Raw genomic sequence first — 16498 nt, forward strand, 5'->3', positions numbered from 1 at the left:
TACGGAGACCGGACGCGGGTCTCGGCGGGGGCGGGCCAGGGTGACGGACCCGTTGTCGGGCCCGCCAGGCGTTGCGGGGGTTCGGCCCGATCAGGGCGTCGCTCTCGGACACCTCAGCCATGGATGGAGCTCCTCGATTCTGTGGTGGAGGCGGTGAAGTCCAGCAGCGCCCGGTCCGTGCCCCGGGCGCCCAGAGCGCACAGCCCCACGGGCAGTGAGCGCACCCGCAGCAGCGGGGCGACGACGGCCGGGAGGCCGGCCAGGGAAGCGAGGCAGGTCAGGCGCAGGGGGGCGGCGCGTACCACTTCCACCTCCTCGGGCGGCGCGTCGGCGAGGGGGGGGCGGGCCCGCTGGTGGCGGGCAGGAGCAGGGCGGTGCCGGGCGGCAGCGCGGCATCCAGCACCTGCCGCGCGCCCGACAGGATCTGTTCCGCCTCCGCCCGCCCGGCCGCGGTCACCCGAGGTCCGCTCTCGAAGCGCGCCGCGACGTCCGGGGCGAGCGCGCCGGGGTGACGGGTGATCCAGTCACCGTGTTGCTCCCAGGCCTGCGCGGCCTGAACCGTGCGGAAGGCGGCGAACCACTCCTCCAGGTGCTCGGCGGCACCGGTGGATGTGCGCGCCAGAGGCAGCCCGCTGCGCAGGGCCAGCGCTCGGCAGGCGGCCTCGAAGGAGGCGCGGACTTCGGGTCCGGCGAGCGCCGTCAGCTCCTCGTCGACCACGAGCCCGGCGACCGGTACGGGGGCGTCGCTCGAGGTCAGCAGCGCCTCGGCCGCTGTGCGCAGGAGGGCGGGTCGCGGGCCAGGAGTCCCGCGGTGTCGAAGGCGGGTGCCAGCGCGAGCAGGCCTCCGGTGGGGCTGGCCCCATGCGTGGGGCCCCCGGGCCGGCTTGCGGTTCTTCGCCCACGCGCCTGGCGCTCCTACCTGCGCGCTCGGCCTGGAATCCGTCGCCCACCATCTCCTCAAGCTCGAACTGGCGGCAGCCGCCCGCGACGCCGGCGCCCACGCCGAACTGGAAGTCCCCCGGCCCCGGCGGCGCCTGGAGGGCCGACGTCCTGGCCACCGCCCCCACCGGGGCCTGGAAGACAGCCCTCGAAGCCCAGCTCGCCCCCATCACCAACGCCGACATCACCGACCGCACCGAGAAGATGCGGGCCGACGGCGTCACCTCGATCTGGTTCAGCGACCGGCCCCGCCCGCCCTGGCTGGGCACCACCCCCTCCGTACGGCTCACCACCGCGGACACCGGCCAGGGCCTTCTTGTCGCCGAGGGTCTGGTGAAGTTCGACGGCCGCGGCTGGGAGCCGGTCCCGGCCTCTCTCACCGACTTCCTCGCCTGGGCGTTCGCCCGCCGCGTCGTCCCGCACACCCCGCAGACCTCGCTGTGGTACCCGCAGCGTGCCTTGCCCACGGTATGGACGGCGCCGCACTACATCACCGCCGAGACCGCTCATCTGGAGGAAGAAGAGCGGCAGCCGCATCCGTGAAGCCCGGCTGGCTGCGCTACGGCAGGAGAAGGAGAAGAAGCGGGAGAAGACCCGGGCCAGGAACGCGGTCACCCGGGCCAAGGCCCTGGCCGAGGCCACCACCGCCGAGCAGGCCGCCCGCACTCAACCGCCCGGCAGATGCCGGCAGGCGGCCTGCGTTTCCCGCCTCGGCGTCGACCAGGCCCTGGCCAAGCTCGCCGACGAGCACGGCATCACCGCGACCGTGGGCTTCAGCACCGACGACCCCCGGTACTGGACCAGAACGAGATCCCCCGGTCGAAGTCCTGGCGGAATCCTCGGCAGTTGAGCCCGACCATCCAAGATCTCCGACATCTCCAGCCGCTTGACGATCTATAGGAGCTTCAGAGTCAAGTGAGGAACGCAGGAAGCCCCGTCGGGGCAGGGTGACCAATTGGGTCCCCTGCCCTGACGGGGCTCGGTCGGCCGGGCGGCGGGTTACCGGCGCCCGGCAGAGGCCGGTGCCGTGTGCGGTGCTTTGCGGCTCAGCCGAAGTTCACGTCGCTGCACCACATGTAGGCCTGGTCGAGGTGCGAGGCCTGCCAGATCACGAACAGGATGTGGTGTCCGGTGTAGCCGGAGGTCTGGACGGGGAACGTGATGTCCTGCGCCGGGGCGAAGCGGCCGGTCTGCGTGATGAAGTCGAGGTTGCTCCAGCCCAGGGTCTGGGTCTTGGGGTTGAAGCCCTGCTTGCTCACGTAGACCTTGAAGTAGTCGGCACCGTGGGACGCCTGGTCGTACAGGTGGACCGAGAAGTTGTTGCCGATGGTGGTGGTCTTCCACGGTCCGGGCTTGTCCAGGCTGGCATTCCTCGAGAGGTTGTTGCTGCAGAGTGTCCCGTCGGGGGTCCGTGCCTGGAACTGGCCTCCGAGGCCGTCGCGGAGCGCGCTCATCCAGTTCCACATGGTGTCGGGGTTGGCCTGGAATGCCTGCCAACACATGGGGTCTTGGGTCTGCATGGCCGGGTTCGTGTGGTCGTTGCCCCACGTCTTCCAGCACTGGTACGCGCGGGTGGCGGGGCCGACGACGGTGCCGTGAGCCTGGGCGGGGGTCGACCAGGCGAGGGCGCCGACGACCATGGCGAACAGCATGACGAGCGCCTGGAGAGGCCGGCGGAGGAACGCCCGCGAACGCCCGGTTAACGGACTCTTTTTGCGCATGTGGGGGGACTCCTTCCAGTTGCAAGGCTGCTATGGGAGCGCTCCCAAAGCGTAGGTCTTCTGAGTGAGATGTCAATGAAGCAGACGGAGTTGATTACAGGGGTGGGTGGCGAGCAGGGAATCTGCCGTGAGCCGGGAGTCAGAATTGTTCGCGGGACCGGAAAACGAGGATGCGGCCTGGACCGGTGTGCCTGGCCGGCGATGCCACCCCCTCCTGACGCGACCCGACACCCGGGCATCAAACACTCATTCCGGGATAAAATATCGATAGAAAACGACCTCTAAGCCGAAAAGCAGGAGTGCCACGCACTACCGTCCACGACTTGCGCCACCTCGCCGCCACCATCTCCATCACCGCCAACGCCCCGCCCTGGCCGTCGTCTCCAAGACCCTGCGGCACTCCACCCTCTCCGCCAACCTCTACAGCCTGTGCGACTCTGTCGCCCGATTCGTGGCGAGGTCCGATTCGATCAGCGCCACCTCCGCTTTCTCCGCCAGCGGTCCACCGGTCTCGCCAGGTCGGCTGAATCGGGCGACAGAGTCCTGTGCCGTTCGGAAACTCATCGCTGCAGCTCACGCTGCGTATCTGTACTCATTGCGATGACCGTTGTAGTGCCGGGCATAGGCGTCGAGGACCTGCCGAGCATGGGACTCGTTCCATATCAGCAGGCGGTCAAGGACTTCGCGCCGCAAGGTGCCAATCACCCGCTCGCAGTGCGCGTTCATCCGGGGAGCCCGCGGCGCGGTCTTCACAACCTCGATGTCGTCGGCCGTGAAGACCGCGTCGAAGGATTCGGTGTACCTCGCGTCCCGGTCGCGAAGCAGGAAACGTAGCGAGTCCACCCGCACGCCGAACTCGACAGCGAGGTTTCTCGCCTGCTGGACCGTCCAGGCCCCGGTGGGATGCGAAGTCACTCCCGCGACGTGCAGCCGACGTGTGCCGTGCTCAAGGAACACCAGCACGTACACTCGGCGCAGGTCGACCAGGTCGACAGTGTGCCCGCGAGCAACGCGGTGACGGCGACGGCGGCCACCACGGTGAGCGAGGTGATGAGCGACCGCCGCCGGGTCAGCAGCAGTGCGCACGCCCCGAGCACTCCGGCCGCGGCGGCGCCGAGGAAGGCGAACAGCGCGATGAGGAGGATGTCGTGCATGGTCACTCCTCGCCGCTGGTGGGGGCGAAGCGGTAGCCCATGCCCCATACGGTCTGGATCAGGCGGGGCCGCGCCGGGTCGTCCTCGACCTTGCCGCGCAGTCGGCGGACGTGGACGGTGACGGTCGACAGGTCACCGAAGTCCCAGCCCCACACTTCGCGCATCAGGTCCTCCTGGCTGTACGCGCGGTTCGGGTGCTGGAGGAAGAAGGCGAGAAGGTCGAACTCACTTACCATGAGGGCGAGTTCACCGCCGTCCTTGGTGGCGCGGCGGGCGGCGGGGTCGACGGTGAGACCCGCCGCACTCAGGGGCCGTACTTCCTGGGCGAGCCTGGGGAGCCGTGTGCGGCGCAGCACCGACTCCACCCGCAGCACCCGTTCCGGGGGCTGAACGGCTTGGTGACGTAGTCGTCGGCGCCAACCTCCAGGCCCAGGATCCGATCGTCCTCGTCGCCGCGCGCGGTGAGCATGATGACCGGCACGGCCCCGCGGCCACGCATCCGGCGGCACACCTCCAGGCCGTCCATGCCCGGCAGCATCAGGTCCAGCACGACCAGGTCGGGCCAGTGCGCGGCGGCGTGGGCGAGGGCGGCGGGCCCGTCCCCGGCACGGTCCACGACGTACCCGGCGCGGTTCAGATATCCCGAGACGACCTCGGCGACGGTGCGATCGTCCTCCACCACAAGGACGCGGGCGGCATCGGCCGGCCGGTGTTCGGCGGCCCCTGTCCCCATCAGCTCGTACGGCTGCCGCATGCAGCCGGCGTCGCACCGCATCCCCGCTGACGTCGCCTCCCACTGCCGACGTCCGTGTTTCGTAAGGAACCGAAGTCCGGAATGCCCCTTTCGCGCTCGTAGGGTGAGAGCCGTGACGACCTCTCCCACACCCACGGACATCGATGTGGTCCTGCCCTGCCTGAACGAGGCCGACGCCCTTCCCTGGGTGCTCGCCCGCATCCCGCACGGCTGGCGCGCCCTCGTCGTCGACAACGGATCCACCGACGGCTCGGCGGAGCTGGCCCGCGAGCTGGGCGCGTTGGTCGTCCACGAGCCGCGCCGCGGTTTCGGCGCCGCCTGCCACGCGGGGCTGACCGCCGCCACCGCCGACGTGGTGTGCTTCTGCGACTGCGATGCATCCCTCGACCCGTCGCTGTTGTTGCCATTCGTGCGCGCGGTACGCGCCGGAGCCGCCGATCTGGTGCTCGGCCGACGACGCCCCCGGGGGTGGGGCGCGTGGCCGGCGCATGCCCGAGTCGGCAATCTCGCGCTCGCCCGGATGCTGCGCCGCCGCACCGGGCTGCGCCTGCACGACCTCGGCCCGCTGCGCGCGGCCCGCCGCGAGGCGCTGCTGGCCCTCGGCCTCACGGACCGGCGCAGTGGCTATCCACTGCAGATGGTCGTGCGGGCCGCCGACGCCGGGTGGCGGATCGCCGAGCACGACGTCCCGTACCTGCCACGCACCGGCGCCTCCAAGGTGACGGGCACCTGGCGCGGCACGTGGCAGGCGGTACGCGACATGCGTCGGGTGCTGGCAGAACCGACCACATCAGCCACAGGAGGAGGGGGCCCTCGTTGACCGTGCCGATTACGACCATGCCGGCCACGCTGCTGGTGATCGCCAAGGAGCCGCGGCCGGGACGGGTGAAGACCCGGCTGACCCCGCCGTTCACCCCTCGGCAGGCGGCGGCGCTCGCCGAGGCGGCTCTCTCGGACACCCTGCACACTGTGGCGGTGACCCCTGCGTCCCGGCGTGTCCTCGTGCTCGACGGGGCACCGGGCGACTGGCTGCCGCCTGGCTTCGAGGTGGTACCGCAGTGCGCGGGCGGGCTGGACGAGCGACTTGCGGACGCCTTCGCCGGATGCGACGGCCCGGCGCTGCTGATCGGAATGGACACCCCCCAGGTGACACCCGAACTCCTCACCGTGGACTTCGCCGACTGCGACGCGTGGATCGGCCCCGCCGAGGACGGGGGCTTCTGGACCCTGGGACTCGCCGATCCCGATCCCGGCCTGCTGCGGGGCGTACCCATGTCTACGGCCGTGACAGGAGCCGTCCAGCGAGAACGGCTCGTCGCGGCGGGCCTGCGTGTGCGCGACCTTCCCCGCCTCCGCGACGTCGATACGGCCCTGGACGCCGAGGCCGTCGCGGCGTCCGCTCCGCACGGCCGGTTCGCCACGGAGTTCGCCCGGCTCACGGAGGTCACGGGCCGATGAGCACGACGCGCAACATCGGGCCACCGGCCACTTCGGGAAGCACACGTGTCGCCACGCCTCCGTGGAGCGCGGACGACGCCTACTCCCACGCCCTGCGCACCGGTCGCGGCCCGCTCTTTCTGCGGCGAGCCGACGGCTGGCTGCTGCCGCTGGAGGTGGAACGGTGGTGTGCGGCCGCCGACACGGTGGACCTGGGGGTGCTCGGCCGCTGCGAGGGCGCCGTGCTCGACGTGGGTTGCGGGCCCGGGCGGCTGGTGGCGGCGCTCGCCGCGCAGGGGCGACGCGTCCTCGGCATCGATATCAGCGAGGCTGCCGTCGACCGGACCGTCCGGCTCGGCGGGTCAGCGCTGTGCCGCTCCGTCTTCGACCCGGTCCCCGGTGAGGGCCGGTGGGGCACGGCCCTTCTCATGGACGGCAACATCGGTATCGGCGGCGACCCGCGCGCCCTGCTCCACCGGCTGGCCCAACTGCTCGCCCCGCATGGGCTTCTGATTGCCGAGACGGCGCCCGTGGACGTCGACGAACGCGTCCGTGTCCAGGTCCTCCGTGTCTCGGACACGGGGCACACCATCGGCACCCCGTTCCCCTGGGCCCGCCTGGGCACCCCGGCCCTGCTGCGCCACGCGGACCGCTCCGGGTGGCGTGCCGTCGATCAGTGGACGGCCGGCGGCCGCTGCTTCGTCGCCCTGCGCAGCCGCAGCACCAGCAGCAGCGCCGAGCCGCCGAACAGCACGGCCGTGATCAGTAGCCAGCGGACGAGGAAACCGTCCGGCGAAAGCCCGGTGGCCGACCCGTAGCGGTCGGCCACCCGGCCGCTGATCAGCGGGAACCACACGAGCAACAGCAGCCCGGACAGGACGGCCGGTACTCGCACATACGCGGTCCACCCCCGGCGGCCGACGGCGCCGAGCGCCCGTACGACCGCCCGGTCCGCCGCCGCGTACAGCGGCAGCAGCACCAGGTCATGGAGGACGGCCGCCCCCACGAACCACAGCGCCACCCCGAACCAGTCGCCGGCCAGCAGCCGCGCCCCCGCATAGCCGACCAGCGCGAACGAGCAGGCCAGGAGCAAAAGTTGGCGCGGGCTGCCGAGGGGAGGGAGCCGTCTTTTCATCACAGGTCTCCGAACGTCATCCGGGACACCCACTTGGTGTTGAGCACACCGGGCGCCGCGGGCACGATGACCCGGGCCGGGTAGCCGTGGTCGGGGGTCAGCGGCTCTCCGTTCACGTACAGGGCGAGGAGGGAGCGCGGGTCCGCAACCTGGTTGCCGCGCAGGGCGGCCCGGCGGAAGGCGCCGCGTCGCTGGAGGGACTCCACCAAGACGTCGGGCACCGCCTCCGCGTCGTATCCGGCGAGGACGGCGAGGTCCCCCAGCCGTACCCCCCTCCACCACTGGTCGGAAGTCGACCAGCCCTCCACGCAGGCGATGGGCAGCGCCGAACTGTGCAGGGGCAGTCGCAGCAGGTCGGCCCGGCTCAGCCGAACGGTCCCCGAGCGCCCGGTGACGATCAGCCGCCACGCCTCCTCGCTTGTTTCCGTGGTCTCGATCCCCGCGTACGAGGCCGTCTTGTTGACCTGGAAGCCGCCGGGACCGCTGCCGGGATCGGCGCCACCGTGCGGCGCCAGGAGGGCCGTGGCCCGCAGCGGCCCGTCGAAACTCTGCCCCGCCGTCGTCCCGAACAGCAGCAGCGAGCCGCCCCCGACCAGCCACAGCGCCCCGCGCCGGGAGACGGTCGGCGGATCGGGCCGCGGGGATGTCAGCTCGGACGCCGGCTCCCCTTCCCTCAGGCCGGTGCGGAGTGTGCGTACTGCGGCTGGCGCCCGCAGCACCACGTGCACGACGAACGCGGTGAAGAACACCCACGCGCCGTAGAAGTGCAGCGGATAGAAAGATCCGGGAAAGACGTAGTCGAGCTGGACGTTGAGCACGCCGGTGACGAACTCGAACAGCACACCTCCGACCAGCAGGAGCAGCGAGATCCGCTCCAGCGCGTGCGCGAGTGAGCGCGCCGGCGGCAGCGCGAACAGCTTCGGCACCACCGACCACAGCTTCGCCAGCAGGACGGGGATGAGCGTGATGCCGAGCGTGACGTGGACACCCTGGGAGAGCCGGTACAGCCAGGGCGGATCGGTCGGCCAGGGGAAGAGATAGAAGCCGAGGATCCCCTTGTCCGGGGTCTTGTCGTTCACCGGCGACAGATCCGGGTTGTAGGCGGCGTACGAAAGCAGCCCCGTCACGAACAGCACCGTGATCCCACCGAGCAGGACCACGCCGAGAACGGAGGTGAACCAGGGACCGCGCAGCGGGCTGCGCCAGAACGAGGGGGAGGACGGAGAGCGTGGCATGAACCGACCGTAGGCCCGGGCCACCCTGGAAAAGCGTTCGTGACTCATGACGAAACGCTGACATCCGGGCCGCGCGCCGCTCGGGCCACCGCCCCGCGGCCTAGCGTTCCGGTGTGACCCGCGCTCTCGTCCGTGATCTGCTCACCGCCGTTGCCGCCGCCCTGCTGGTCGTGGCGGCCGTGCTGGTCGGCCGCCACATCCAGCACACCAGCCACACGCTGTTCGTCGGCTGGCCTCCGCTGTACGCCACCTGGAACCCGCACGTCGGGCCCGGCACCCCGGCCGCCCTGACGGTGGCCGTCGCCGTGGTGGCGTACGGACCGGTTCTGGCCGCGCGGCTGCCGTGGCGCACACTGCTGGCCGTGGCCTGGGGCACCGCCATGGCCTGGACGTGGTCCCTCGCCCTCGTCGACGGCTGGCACCGGGGCATCGCCGTCCGGCTCACCACGCGCTATGAGTACCTGCAGGTCATCGACCGCTTCCACGACATCCCGGCCGCCCTGAAGGACTTCACCCATCACATCCTGCTCCACTCCCCCGAACACTGGCCCCCGCACACCGCCGGACACCCGCCGGCGGCCACCCTCACCTTCGTCCTCCTCGACCGGATCGGGCTCGGCGGCGGGGGCTGGGCCGGGGTCTGGTGCATCACCGTCGGGGCCGCGGCCTGCGTCGCGGTACTGGTGGCGCTGCGTGTGCTGGCCGGGGAGGATCTGGCGCGGCGGTCGGTGCCGTTCCTGGTGCTGGCGCCGAACGCGGTGTGGATGGGCACATCGGCCGACGGGTACTTCGCGGCGATCGCGGCCTGGTCCGTGGCGCTGCTCGCGCTCGCGCTGTCGGGGCGCAAAGGGCCCGGGATGTATGCCGCCGCCTTCGGCTCGGGGCTGCTGTTCGGCCTGACCTGCTATCTCTCCTACGGGCTCACGCTGTTCGCACTGATCGCAGCAGGCGTAGTGGTGGCCGGGCGGGAGCGGGTCCGCCACCTGATCGGAGGGCTTCCCTTTCTGCTCACCGGACTCGCCGTCGTCCCGGCCGCATTCACTCTCGCCGGCTTCAACTGGTGGGAGGCGTACCGGCTGCTGGTCGAGCGGTACCACCAGGGCGCCGGCGGTATCCGGCCGTACGGCTACTGGGTCTGGGCGAACCTCGCGTGCACCGTACTCATCACCGGCCTCGCCACCGCCGCGGGCCTGCGACGAGTCGGCGTCACTCTCATCCGGAACCGCACTGACCTCCTCCCTGGGCCAGGAGCACCCGGCCATCCCACCACCGAAGCGCGCCTCGCCCTGCTGGTACTGTCCGCCCTGCTCGCCCTGCTCGTCGCAGACCTGTCCGGCATGAGCAAGGCCGAGACGGAACGCATCTGGCTGCCTTTCGCGATGTGGCTGCTGCCCGCGTGCGCACTCCTCACCCGGCCCCGTGCCTGGCTGACGGCACAGGCCGGCCTCGCCCTGCTCCTCAACCACCTGCTTCTGACCGGCTGGTGACCATTGATCCGGCCACGTGCTCGGTCAGACCGGCCAGTAAGGCACGTGCCGTCGTCTGCCGCTACACACCCCCGCGCCCGCGAAAAGGGACCGACCGGCGTCCAGGGAACCGGCGGGTGCGCCATGTCGCGGGCCGGGACGGTAGAAAGGGGGTATGTCGCGCCGTTCACCAGCCTCCGAGTCCGATGCCGAGGCGATGGTCACCGCCCTGCTGACCGCGTCCCGTCTACTGGTCGCCGTCTCCGCCCGGTCCCTGGCCACGGTCGAGGATTCGCTGACACTGCCGCAGTTCCGGATGCTGGTGGTCCTTGATGGCAGAGGGCCACTGAGCCTGTCCGGGCTGGCGGGGGAGCTGGAGGTCCAGCCGTCGACCGCGATGCGCATGATCGACCGGTTGGTCGCGGCGGGCGTGGTTGCACGCGGCGTCTCCGCCGAGGACCGGCGCACCAGTGTGATCTCACTCACCAAGGCCGGCCGCCGGATCGTGGTCGACGCGACCGCTCGGCGCCGACAGGAGATCGCACGCATCGTCGAGGCCATGCCCGCCGGACAGCGACGCCATCTCATCGAGGCATTGCAGGCGTTCACGGAAGCCGGCAGCGAGCCCTCCGTCGAAAACACCCAGCAGGCACGCGCGTCCTGGTGATCCCAGCCGGGTGGTATGACTGCCCGGCTCAAGCTCCCGCCCGTCCCACTTCACCCTGAACAGAGCGGCGCTTGTACGGCTTGGCCATGCTTTTGCATAATGCAAACATGGGCACTGACATGACGGGCCGATGCACCTCCACTCGTTCCGCCTGGCCAGGTGCTGCACGGCACCTGGCCGAGCGGGCGTCCCGCCTGCTCACAGGGGCGCGGCAGGTTCAGCGGAGGCTGATCCTGCTCACTTTGGTGGTCGGGTGCGGAGCCGGGCTCGGTGCGATCGTCTTCCGTTGGCTGATCCAGAGCTTCACCCGGCTGTTCTCCGGTCACTCCGACTTCTCCGCGGCCGGACACGCCTCCCATCCGCACCTGTCCTGGCTCGGTCCGTGGTTCGTGGTGCTGGCGCCGGCGGTGGGCGGGCTATTGTACGGGCCGCTGGTGCAGCGTTTCGCCAAAGAGGCGCGCGGACACGGCGTGCCGGAGGTGATGTACGCCGTCGCCCACCGTGGCGGCCGGATCGCGCCGCGGGTCGCGGTGGTCAAGGCGCTGGCTTCGGCGCTGTGCATGGGATCGGGCGGCTCGGTGGGGCGGGAGGGACCGATCGTGCAGATAGGTTCCGCGCTCGGTGCGACCGTCGGGGGTGTGCTGCGGGTCCCGGAAGCGAGCAGGCGGCTGCTGGTGGCCTGCGGTGCGGCGGGCGGGATCGCGGCCACCTTCAACGCCCCCTTGGCGGGGGTGTTCTTCGCCATGGAACTGATCCTGAGGGATTCGCGGTGGAGTCCTTCGGCGCGGTGGTCGTCTCCAGTGTGACCGCGAGCGTCATCGGCCGGGCGGTGCTCGGCGACGAGGCGTTCCTGACCCTGCCCGCCTTCCATGTCGGGCACGCGGGCCAGTATCTGCTCTTCACGCTGCTGGGCGTGGTGGCGGGAGTGGTCGGTGTGGTGTTCACCCGGGTGCTGTATCTGGTCGAGGATGCCTGTGACTGGGTCTGGCACGGCCCCGAGTGGCTGCGTCCCGCCGTCGGCGGGCTGCTGCTGGGGAGTGTGCTGCTGTGGCTGCCCCAGATGTACGGGGTGGGTTATCCGGTGCTGGAGAACGCCATCGAGGGCAAGTATGTCATCGGCTTTCTGCTCGTCCTGCTGGTGGGCAAGATCGTCGCGACCAGCCTGACCATCGGCATCGGCGGCTCCGGCGGGGTGTTCGCGCCCAGTCTCTTCCTCGGCGCGATGACCGGCACCGCCTTCGGCAGTGTCGTCCACCGTGTTCTCCCCGGCGCGGCGGGTCCGGTGGGTGCGTACGGGCTGGTCGGCATGGGCGCGGTCTTCGCGGGCTCGGCCCGTGCCCCGATCACGGCCGTGATCGTGCTGTTCGAGCTGACCGGCGAGTACTCCATCATCCTGCCCATCATGCTGGCGATCGTGCTGGCCACGCTCACCAGCCGGCTGCTGTCCCGCGACACCATCTACACGCTCAAACTCCGCCGCCGCGGTGTCGATCTCGACACCGCCCGTCTGGAGTCTCCCCTGGCCGGCGCGACCGTGGGCGATGTCATGGAGGAGCTCCCCGCCCCGCTCGTCGGCGCCCTATCGCTGGAGAAGGCCGCCGACGCGCTCGCCCGATCGGGTCACGGCGTCCTCCCCGTCGCCGGTCCCGACGGCGTCTACCTGGGCGTGGTCACCGCGCGGGCCGTCGCGGAGGCACTCACCGAGCCCGAACCGGCCCTCGATCCGGTCGGCGCCGCCCGCAACGCCTCCGACCTGGCTGAGCGTCCCGCGACCGTCACCGCCGACATGCCGCTCACCGAAGTCCTGCGCACTCTGGTCACTGCCGATGGCACAGGTTTTCCCGTACTGGCCCGGGGCAGCGGCCAACCGACGGGCTGGCTCACTCATCAGACGGTCCTGAGTGCTCTTCACTCTTCCGCGGCGCCTGGCCATGCCGCCCCTGCGGTCGTTCGGCCGGAGTGACGCGGACGAAGGGGATGTGGTCCCGGCCGATCAGGTAGTAGTCCTGCTCGCTGCCATCGGCTTCCAGGCCGCACACCCGCATGAGTCTGCGGGCCAGGCGCGGATGGCGCAGGGCGTAGGCGGCCATCACGCGGCCGGACTCCTCCGGTGTCAGCGGCTGAGCGATGGCCGCCGTACGGTGCCTGCCGACCTGGATGGTGACCCGTGGTGTGTGCTGGATGTTGCGGTACCACTGCGAGCGGGGCCCGAAGCCGGAGGCGAGGTGGTACGCGCCGGTCGCCGGATCCCGGCCGGTCACCTCCAGGACCGCCTGCCGCGGCAAGCCGCTCGCCCGCCCTGTGTGGGTGAGCAGCACAAACCGGCCGCCGAGCAGCCACCCCAGATGCCACCGGTAGAGCCGGATCGGGGCCCGGAACAGCAGCCTGCGCAAGCCCGACGGCGGGGACACCGGCTTTCGGCGGACACTCATCACTCAGTTTCCTTGCCTCACGAGCCGACTCCGCACGCCACTGCACACGTTGCCCGCACTTCGTCCATAAGTGGCGGTACCGGCGTTTCTTGACGACCAAGAAGGTTCGACTATGCAAACGTTGCCTGGTCTCACCATACTCGTCGGCCTCCGTACCGGGGAGGAAACGCATGAGGACACGCAGATTCGGTCAGCACCGGCGCAAGACCCTTCTCGGGGCCACGATCGCCATGATGCTCGCCGGGCTGAACGCACCGGCCGTCGTCGACTTCACCGCGGAGCGGTATCACCGTTACAAGATCAACCGGCCGGACTACCGGGCCCGCTACGGACACTGGGACGTGGCCCCCATGCCGGAGAAGTTCCACCTGAACTCCATTCACGCCGCCCTCCTGCCCACCGGCAAGGTCCTGCTGATCGCCGGTTCCGGCAACAACATCAAGCTCTTCGAGGGCGGCACCTTCAAAAGCACCCTGTGGGACCCAGCGAAGAACACCTTCAAGAAGATCGACACCCCGAAGGACATGTTCTGTTCAGGCCACACCCAACTCCCCGACGGACGGCTGCTGATCGCCGGGGGCACGGCCCGCTACGAAGTTCTGGAAGGCGATGTGGAGCGAGCCGGCGGGGCCATGCTCATCAAGAACGAGAACCCCGACAAGGCCCGTGTCTTCCCCAAGGGCACCCTCTTCCGGTCGCCCGACGGCAAGGAGTACGCCTCCCAGACGACCGTACGCGTCCCCAGGGCCAGGAAGACCGAGAAGACCAGGAGGGCCGAAGGCACGAAGACCACCGAGGCCACTGTCACCGCGAGCGAAGCCCGCGTATACGTCGAGGCAACATCGAAGGGCTCGAAAGGCATCACCAACACATCCGAGCACTACGAGATCAAGGGCCTGACCGGCAGGGACCGGAACAACTTCTACGGCCTGGCCAACAAACTCGGCATGGACAAGAAGGACTTCCAGGGAATCAGGGAAGCCTACGTCTTCGACCCGTTCACCGAGCGGTACCGCAAGACCGACTCCATGAGCGAAGCCCGGTGGTACCCCACCCTGGTCAGCCTCGCCGACGGCCGGGTGCTCGCCGTATCCGGACTGGACGACATCGGACAGGTCGTCCCCGGCAAGAACGAGATCTACCACCCGAAGACGAAGAGCTGGTCCCGAGGACCACACCGCTACTTCCCGACCTACCCCTCACTCTTCCCGCTCCAGGGCGGCAAACTCTTCTACTCCGGCTCCAACGCCGGATACGGTCCCGCCGACCGCGGCCGCACCCCCGGCGTATGGGACCTGGAGCACAACACCTTCACACCAGTCCCCGGCCTGCCCGACCCCGACATCCTGGAGACCTCCTCCTCGGTCCTGCTGCCCCCCGCGCAGGACCAAAAGGTCATGGTCCTCGGCGGAGGCGGCGTCGGCGAATCGAGCAAGTCCACCGCCCGCACCGCCGTCGTCGACCTGACCTCCCGGCACCCGGTCTTCCGGCAGGGACCCGACCTGCCCGAGAAGACCCGCTACCTCAACAGCGTGATCATGCCGGACGACACCGTCTTCACCACCGGGGGCTCCCGCGACTACCGCGGCCGCGGCGCCAGCGACATCCTCACGGCCCAGATTTACCACCCCCGGTCCCGTACCTTCACCACCGCCGCCGCCCCCACCGTCGGCCGCGACTACCACACCGAGGCGCTGCTGCTCCCCGACGGACGGGTCGCCGTCTTCGGCTCCGACCCCCTGTTCGGCGACAAGGACAACACCCGGCCCGGCACGTTCGAGCAGCGCGTCGAGGTATTCACCCCGCCCTCCCTGTACCGGACACCACGGCCCACACTGAACGGCGGCCCGCGACACCTCCACCGCGGCGCCACCGCCACCTACACCACGCCCGATGCCGCCCGTATCACGACAGCCCGACTCATCCATCCGGGCTCCACCACCCATGTCACCGACGTCGACCAGCGTTCCATCGCCCTCGGCCTCAAGCGAACCGCGGCATCAGTGACGATCAGCATCCCCCAGGGCCGGTCCCTGGTGCCCTCAGGCTGGTACATGCTCTTCGTCACCGACCGGCACGGCATCCCCTCCAAGGCACAGTGGGTCCACGTACGGTGACGCCTCCCCATGCCGCCAAGGAGGCGAGGGACTGTAGCGGACACCGGCAGAGCCCGCCACGCGTTCAGCAGAACCCATCAAAGTGCAAAATTTGCACTGACTAAATTCCTACCGTGCTGAGTGCCCAACCCCATGGGTCCGTACCCCCTACAGACGGACTCACCCGAAACCTGGAGGCACCATGACCGCCCACGCCCGGTCACTGCACGGCCGCTCACGCAACCTCACCATCACGGCCATCCTGTTCGTCGCCCTGGCCCTCCTCGCCGCAGCGGTGGTCTGGGCCACCCGGGGAAACGCAAGCGCGACGGAGGGCACATCGTCGAACTTCCCCAGCGCCAAACCGGCCTCCCCCGGCAGCGTGGTCACCACAGCCGGACCCGTGAGCAAGCTCGACATCGAGTTCCTGAAGAAGGTGCGCCAGGCCAACCTGTGGGAATCCCCGGCAGGGCGGCTCGCCCAGACCCACGCCACCAGCGAGTCCGTCAAACGGGCCGGCCTGCACATCATGGAAGGCCACGCCAAGCTCGACGAGTTCGTCCGCAACACCGCCGAGGCACTGAACGTCTCCCTGCCGGACGAGGCCAGCGAAGAGCAGCAGGGATTCGTCCGCACCCTGGAAAACGCCCAGGGCGCCGACTTCGACGAGAAGTTCGCCAACATCCTCCGCGGCACCCACGGCAAGATCTTCGTCACCATCGCCCAGGTCCGCGCCAGCACCAAGAACTCCCTCATGCGCCGCTTCGCCTCCGAGGTCAACGTCACCGTCCTTGACCACCAGAACGTCCTGGACGACTCCGGCCTGGTCGACGAAGCCACCTACGACGACATCGCCTCCACCTTCTGACCGCGCCACGCCTTCCACGGCAGACCGACACGTCCCGCCGAACGGCGGCGGGCCGGGGAGAACTCTCGCGGCCCGTCCGCCCTCCGGTCACTCCTCGCGGTTGCGCAGCAGGAGCATTGCCGCGTCATCATGCGGCGGCGCTTCCACGTGCTCGACCAGGTCCTGCCGCACAGCCGCCAGTGCCGATTCCGGGTCAGGGTCCGCGAGCAGCCCCACCCGCTCCTCCAAAGGGTAGAACCGGCCCGAGTGGTCACGGGCCTCAGTCACCCCGTCGGTATAGAAGAGGAGAGCCAGGACCGCAGTGACGAACTTCTCCCGCGTCAGATGCCGCTCCAGAGCCTGCTCCAGGCGCTCACCAACGGCCTTGAGGTCCGGCTCGTCGTACGCCGCCTCCCGGAAGGCACCGACAACCACGGCCGCGGTCTCCACCGCCTCCAGCCCTTTCCCCTGCACGTCGCCCACAATCACGCGCACTCCACCGGGCGTGGTCGCCACCTCGTAGGATCTCGGCGTTGTTCGCCGCGGTCGATCGGCCCAGCAAGAGGAGGCCGCCCAGCAGTCGGCAGAAGATCAGGTAGAGCAGTCGCAGACCCA

The 16498-nt window shown here is 70.0% G+C and carries 14 protein-coding genes and 4 pseudogenes; 9 read left to right on the forward strand and 9 right to left on the reverse strand.

Going from position 1 to position 16498, the window contains the following annotated elements; all coding sequences use genetic code 11:
- Nucleotides 1-113 precede the first annotated feature (113 nt).
- A complete protein-coding gene (locus ACFV2X_RS22915) occupies nt 114-305 on the reverse strand; it encodes a hypothetical protein (RefSeq protein WP_385619325.1) in 192 nt (63 codons plus the stop codon).
- On the reverse strand, nt 278-718 hold the full coding sequence (locus ACFV2X_RS22920) for a hypothetical protein (RefSeq protein WP_385619326.1): 441 nt from the start codon (nt 716-718) through the stop codon (nt 278-280). Before ACFV2X_RS22920 ends, ACFV2X_RS22915 begins: the two co-directional genes overlap by 28 nt.
- 143 nt (nt 719-861) lie before the next feature.
- Here ACFV2X_RS22920 and ACFV2X_RS22925 point away from each other — a divergent pair, with 143 nt between their 5' ends.
- Nucleotides 862-1482, forward strand: coding sequence for a hypothetical protein (locus ACFV2X_RS22925; RefSeq protein WP_385619328.1), 621 nt, complete (start codon nt 862-864; stop codon nt 1480-1482).
- A 503-nt stretch (nt 1483-1985) separates the two neighbouring features.
- On the opposite strand, the gene ACFV2X_RS22930 is transcribed toward ACFV2X_RS22925, so the two are convergent.
- From ACFV2X_RS22930 to ACFV2X_RS22945, 4 genes and pseudogenes are all read right to left on the reverse strand, one after another.
- Nucleotides 1986-2591: a lytic polysaccharide monooxygenase gene (locus tag ACFV2X_RS22930; protein ID WP_385619508.1), complete on the reverse strand. Its 606-nt coding sequence runs from the start codon at nt 2589-2591 to the stop codon at nt 1986-1988.
- A gap of 666 nt (nt 2592-3257) precedes the next feature.
- Nucleotides 3258-3653: pseudogene (locus tag ACFV2X_RS22935) on the reverse strand (integrase core domain-containing protein); the annotation flags it as partial.
- Complete coding sequence (locus ACFV2X_RS22940) at nt 3572-3814, reverse strand: hypothetical protein (protein ID WP_385619520.1); 243 nt, start codon at nt 3812-3814, stop codon at nt 3572-3574. The gene ACFV2X_RS22940 and the pseudogene ACFV2X_RS22935, both read right to left, overlap by 82 nt.
- 2 nt (nt 3815-3816) lie before the next feature.
- Nucleotides 3817-4568: pseudogene (locus ACFV2X_RS22945) on the reverse strand (response regulator transcription factor).
- A 103-nt stretch (nt 4569-4671) separates the two neighbouring features.
- Between ACFV2X_RS22945 and ACFV2X_RS22950 the strand changes: the two are divergent.
- The 3 genes from ACFV2X_RS22950 to ACFV2X_RS22960 are packed head-to-tail and all read left to right on the forward strand — an operon-like array spanning nt 4672 to nt 6823.
- Nucleotides 4672-5388, forward strand: a complete 717-nt coding sequence (locus ACFV2X_RS22950) for a glycosyltransferase family 2 protein (RefSeq protein WP_385619329.1) — start codon at nt 4672-4674, stop codon at nt 5386-5388.
- A gap of 17 nt (nt 5389-5405) precedes the next feature.
- Nucleotides 5406-6026, forward strand: a complete 621-nt coding sequence (locus ACFV2X_RS22955) for a DUF2064 domain-containing protein (protein WP_385619511.1) — start codon at nt 5406-5408, stop codon at nt 6024-6026.
- Nucleotides 6023-6823, forward strand: coding sequence for a class I SAM-dependent methyltransferase (locus ACFV2X_RS22960; RefSeq protein ID WP_385619331.1), 801 nt, complete (start codon nt 6023-6025; stop codon nt 6821-6823). Before ACFV2X_RS22955 ends, ACFV2X_RS22960 begins: the two co-directional genes overlap by 4 nt.
- A 316-nt stretch (nt 6824-7139) precedes the next feature.
- On the opposite strand, the gene ACFV2X_RS22965 is transcribed toward ACFV2X_RS22960, so the two are convergent.
- A complete protein-coding gene (locus tag ACFV2X_RS22965; protein WP_385619333.1) occupies nt 7140-8375 on the reverse strand; it encodes a molybdopterin-dependent oxidoreductase in 1236 nt (411 codons plus the stop codon).
- A 113-nt stretch (nt 8376-8488) separates the two neighbouring features.
- Here ACFV2X_RS22965 and ACFV2X_RS22970 point away from each other — a divergent pair, with 113 nt between their 5' ends.
- The 3 genes and pseudogenes from ACFV2X_RS22970 to ACFV2X_RS22980 all read left to right on the forward strand — a co-directional run bounded on the left by ACFV2X_RS22970 (nt 8489) and on the right by ACFV2X_RS22980 (nt 12471).
- On the forward strand, nt 8489-9862 hold the full coding sequence (locus tag ACFV2X_RS22970; RefSeq protein WP_385619335.1) for a hypothetical protein: 1374 nt from the start codon (nt 8489-8491) through the stop codon (nt 9860-9862).
- A 154-nt stretch (nt 9863-10016) separates the two neighbouring features.
- Entirely contained in the window at nt 10017-10508 is a 492-nt protein-coding gene (locus ACFV2X_RS22975) for a MarR family winged helix-turn-helix transcriptional regulator (RefSeq protein WP_385619337.1), read from the forward strand.
- Between the two features lie 230 nt (nt 10509-10738).
- Nucleotides 10739-12471, forward strand: a pseudogene (locus ACFV2X_RS22980) (chloride channel protein).
- Here ACFV2X_RS22980 and ACFV2X_RS22985 read toward each other — a convergent pair.
- Complete coding sequence (locus tag ACFV2X_RS22985) at nt 12389-12940, reverse strand: nitroreductase family deazaflavin-dependent oxidoreductase (protein ID WP_385619339.1); 552 nt, start codon at nt 12938-12940, stop codon at nt 12389-12391. The pseudogene ACFV2X_RS22980 and the gene ACFV2X_RS22985 sit on opposite strands and share 83 nt — an antisense overlap.
- A 170-nt stretch (nt 12941-13110) precedes the next feature.
- On the opposite strand from ACFV2X_RS22985, the gene ACFV2X_RS22990 reads away from it, so the two are divergent.
- Together ACFV2X_RS22990 and ACFV2X_RS22995 are read left to right on the forward strand one after the other, a co-directional pair.
- Complete coding sequence (locus ACFV2X_RS22990; protein WP_385619341.1) at nt 13111-15057, forward strand: galactose oxidase-like domain-containing protein; 1947 nt, start codon at nt 13111-13113, stop codon at nt 15055-15057.
- A gap of 181 nt (nt 15058-15238) precedes the next feature.
- The gene (locus tag ACFV2X_RS22995; RefSeq protein ID WP_385619344.1) at nt 15239-15904 is read left to right on the forward strand and encodes a DUF4142 domain-containing protein; all 666 of its coding nucleotides are present in this window, start codon (nt 15239-15241) and stop codon (nt 15902-15904) included.
- A gap of 87 nt (nt 15905-15991) precedes the next feature.
- Here the strand turns inward: ACFV2X_RS22995 and ACFV2X_RS23000 are convergent.
- Nucleotides 15992-16405: pseudogene (locus ACFV2X_RS23000) on the reverse strand (PP2C family protein-serine/threonine phosphatase); the annotation flags it as partial.
- Nucleotides 16406-16498: the final 93 nt, after the last annotated feature.

It is taken from the genome of Streptomyces sp. NPDC059679 (assembly GCF_042734105.1).
Classification (GTDB): Bacteria; Actinomycetota; Actinomycetes; order Streptomycetales; family Streptomycetaceae; genus Streptomyces.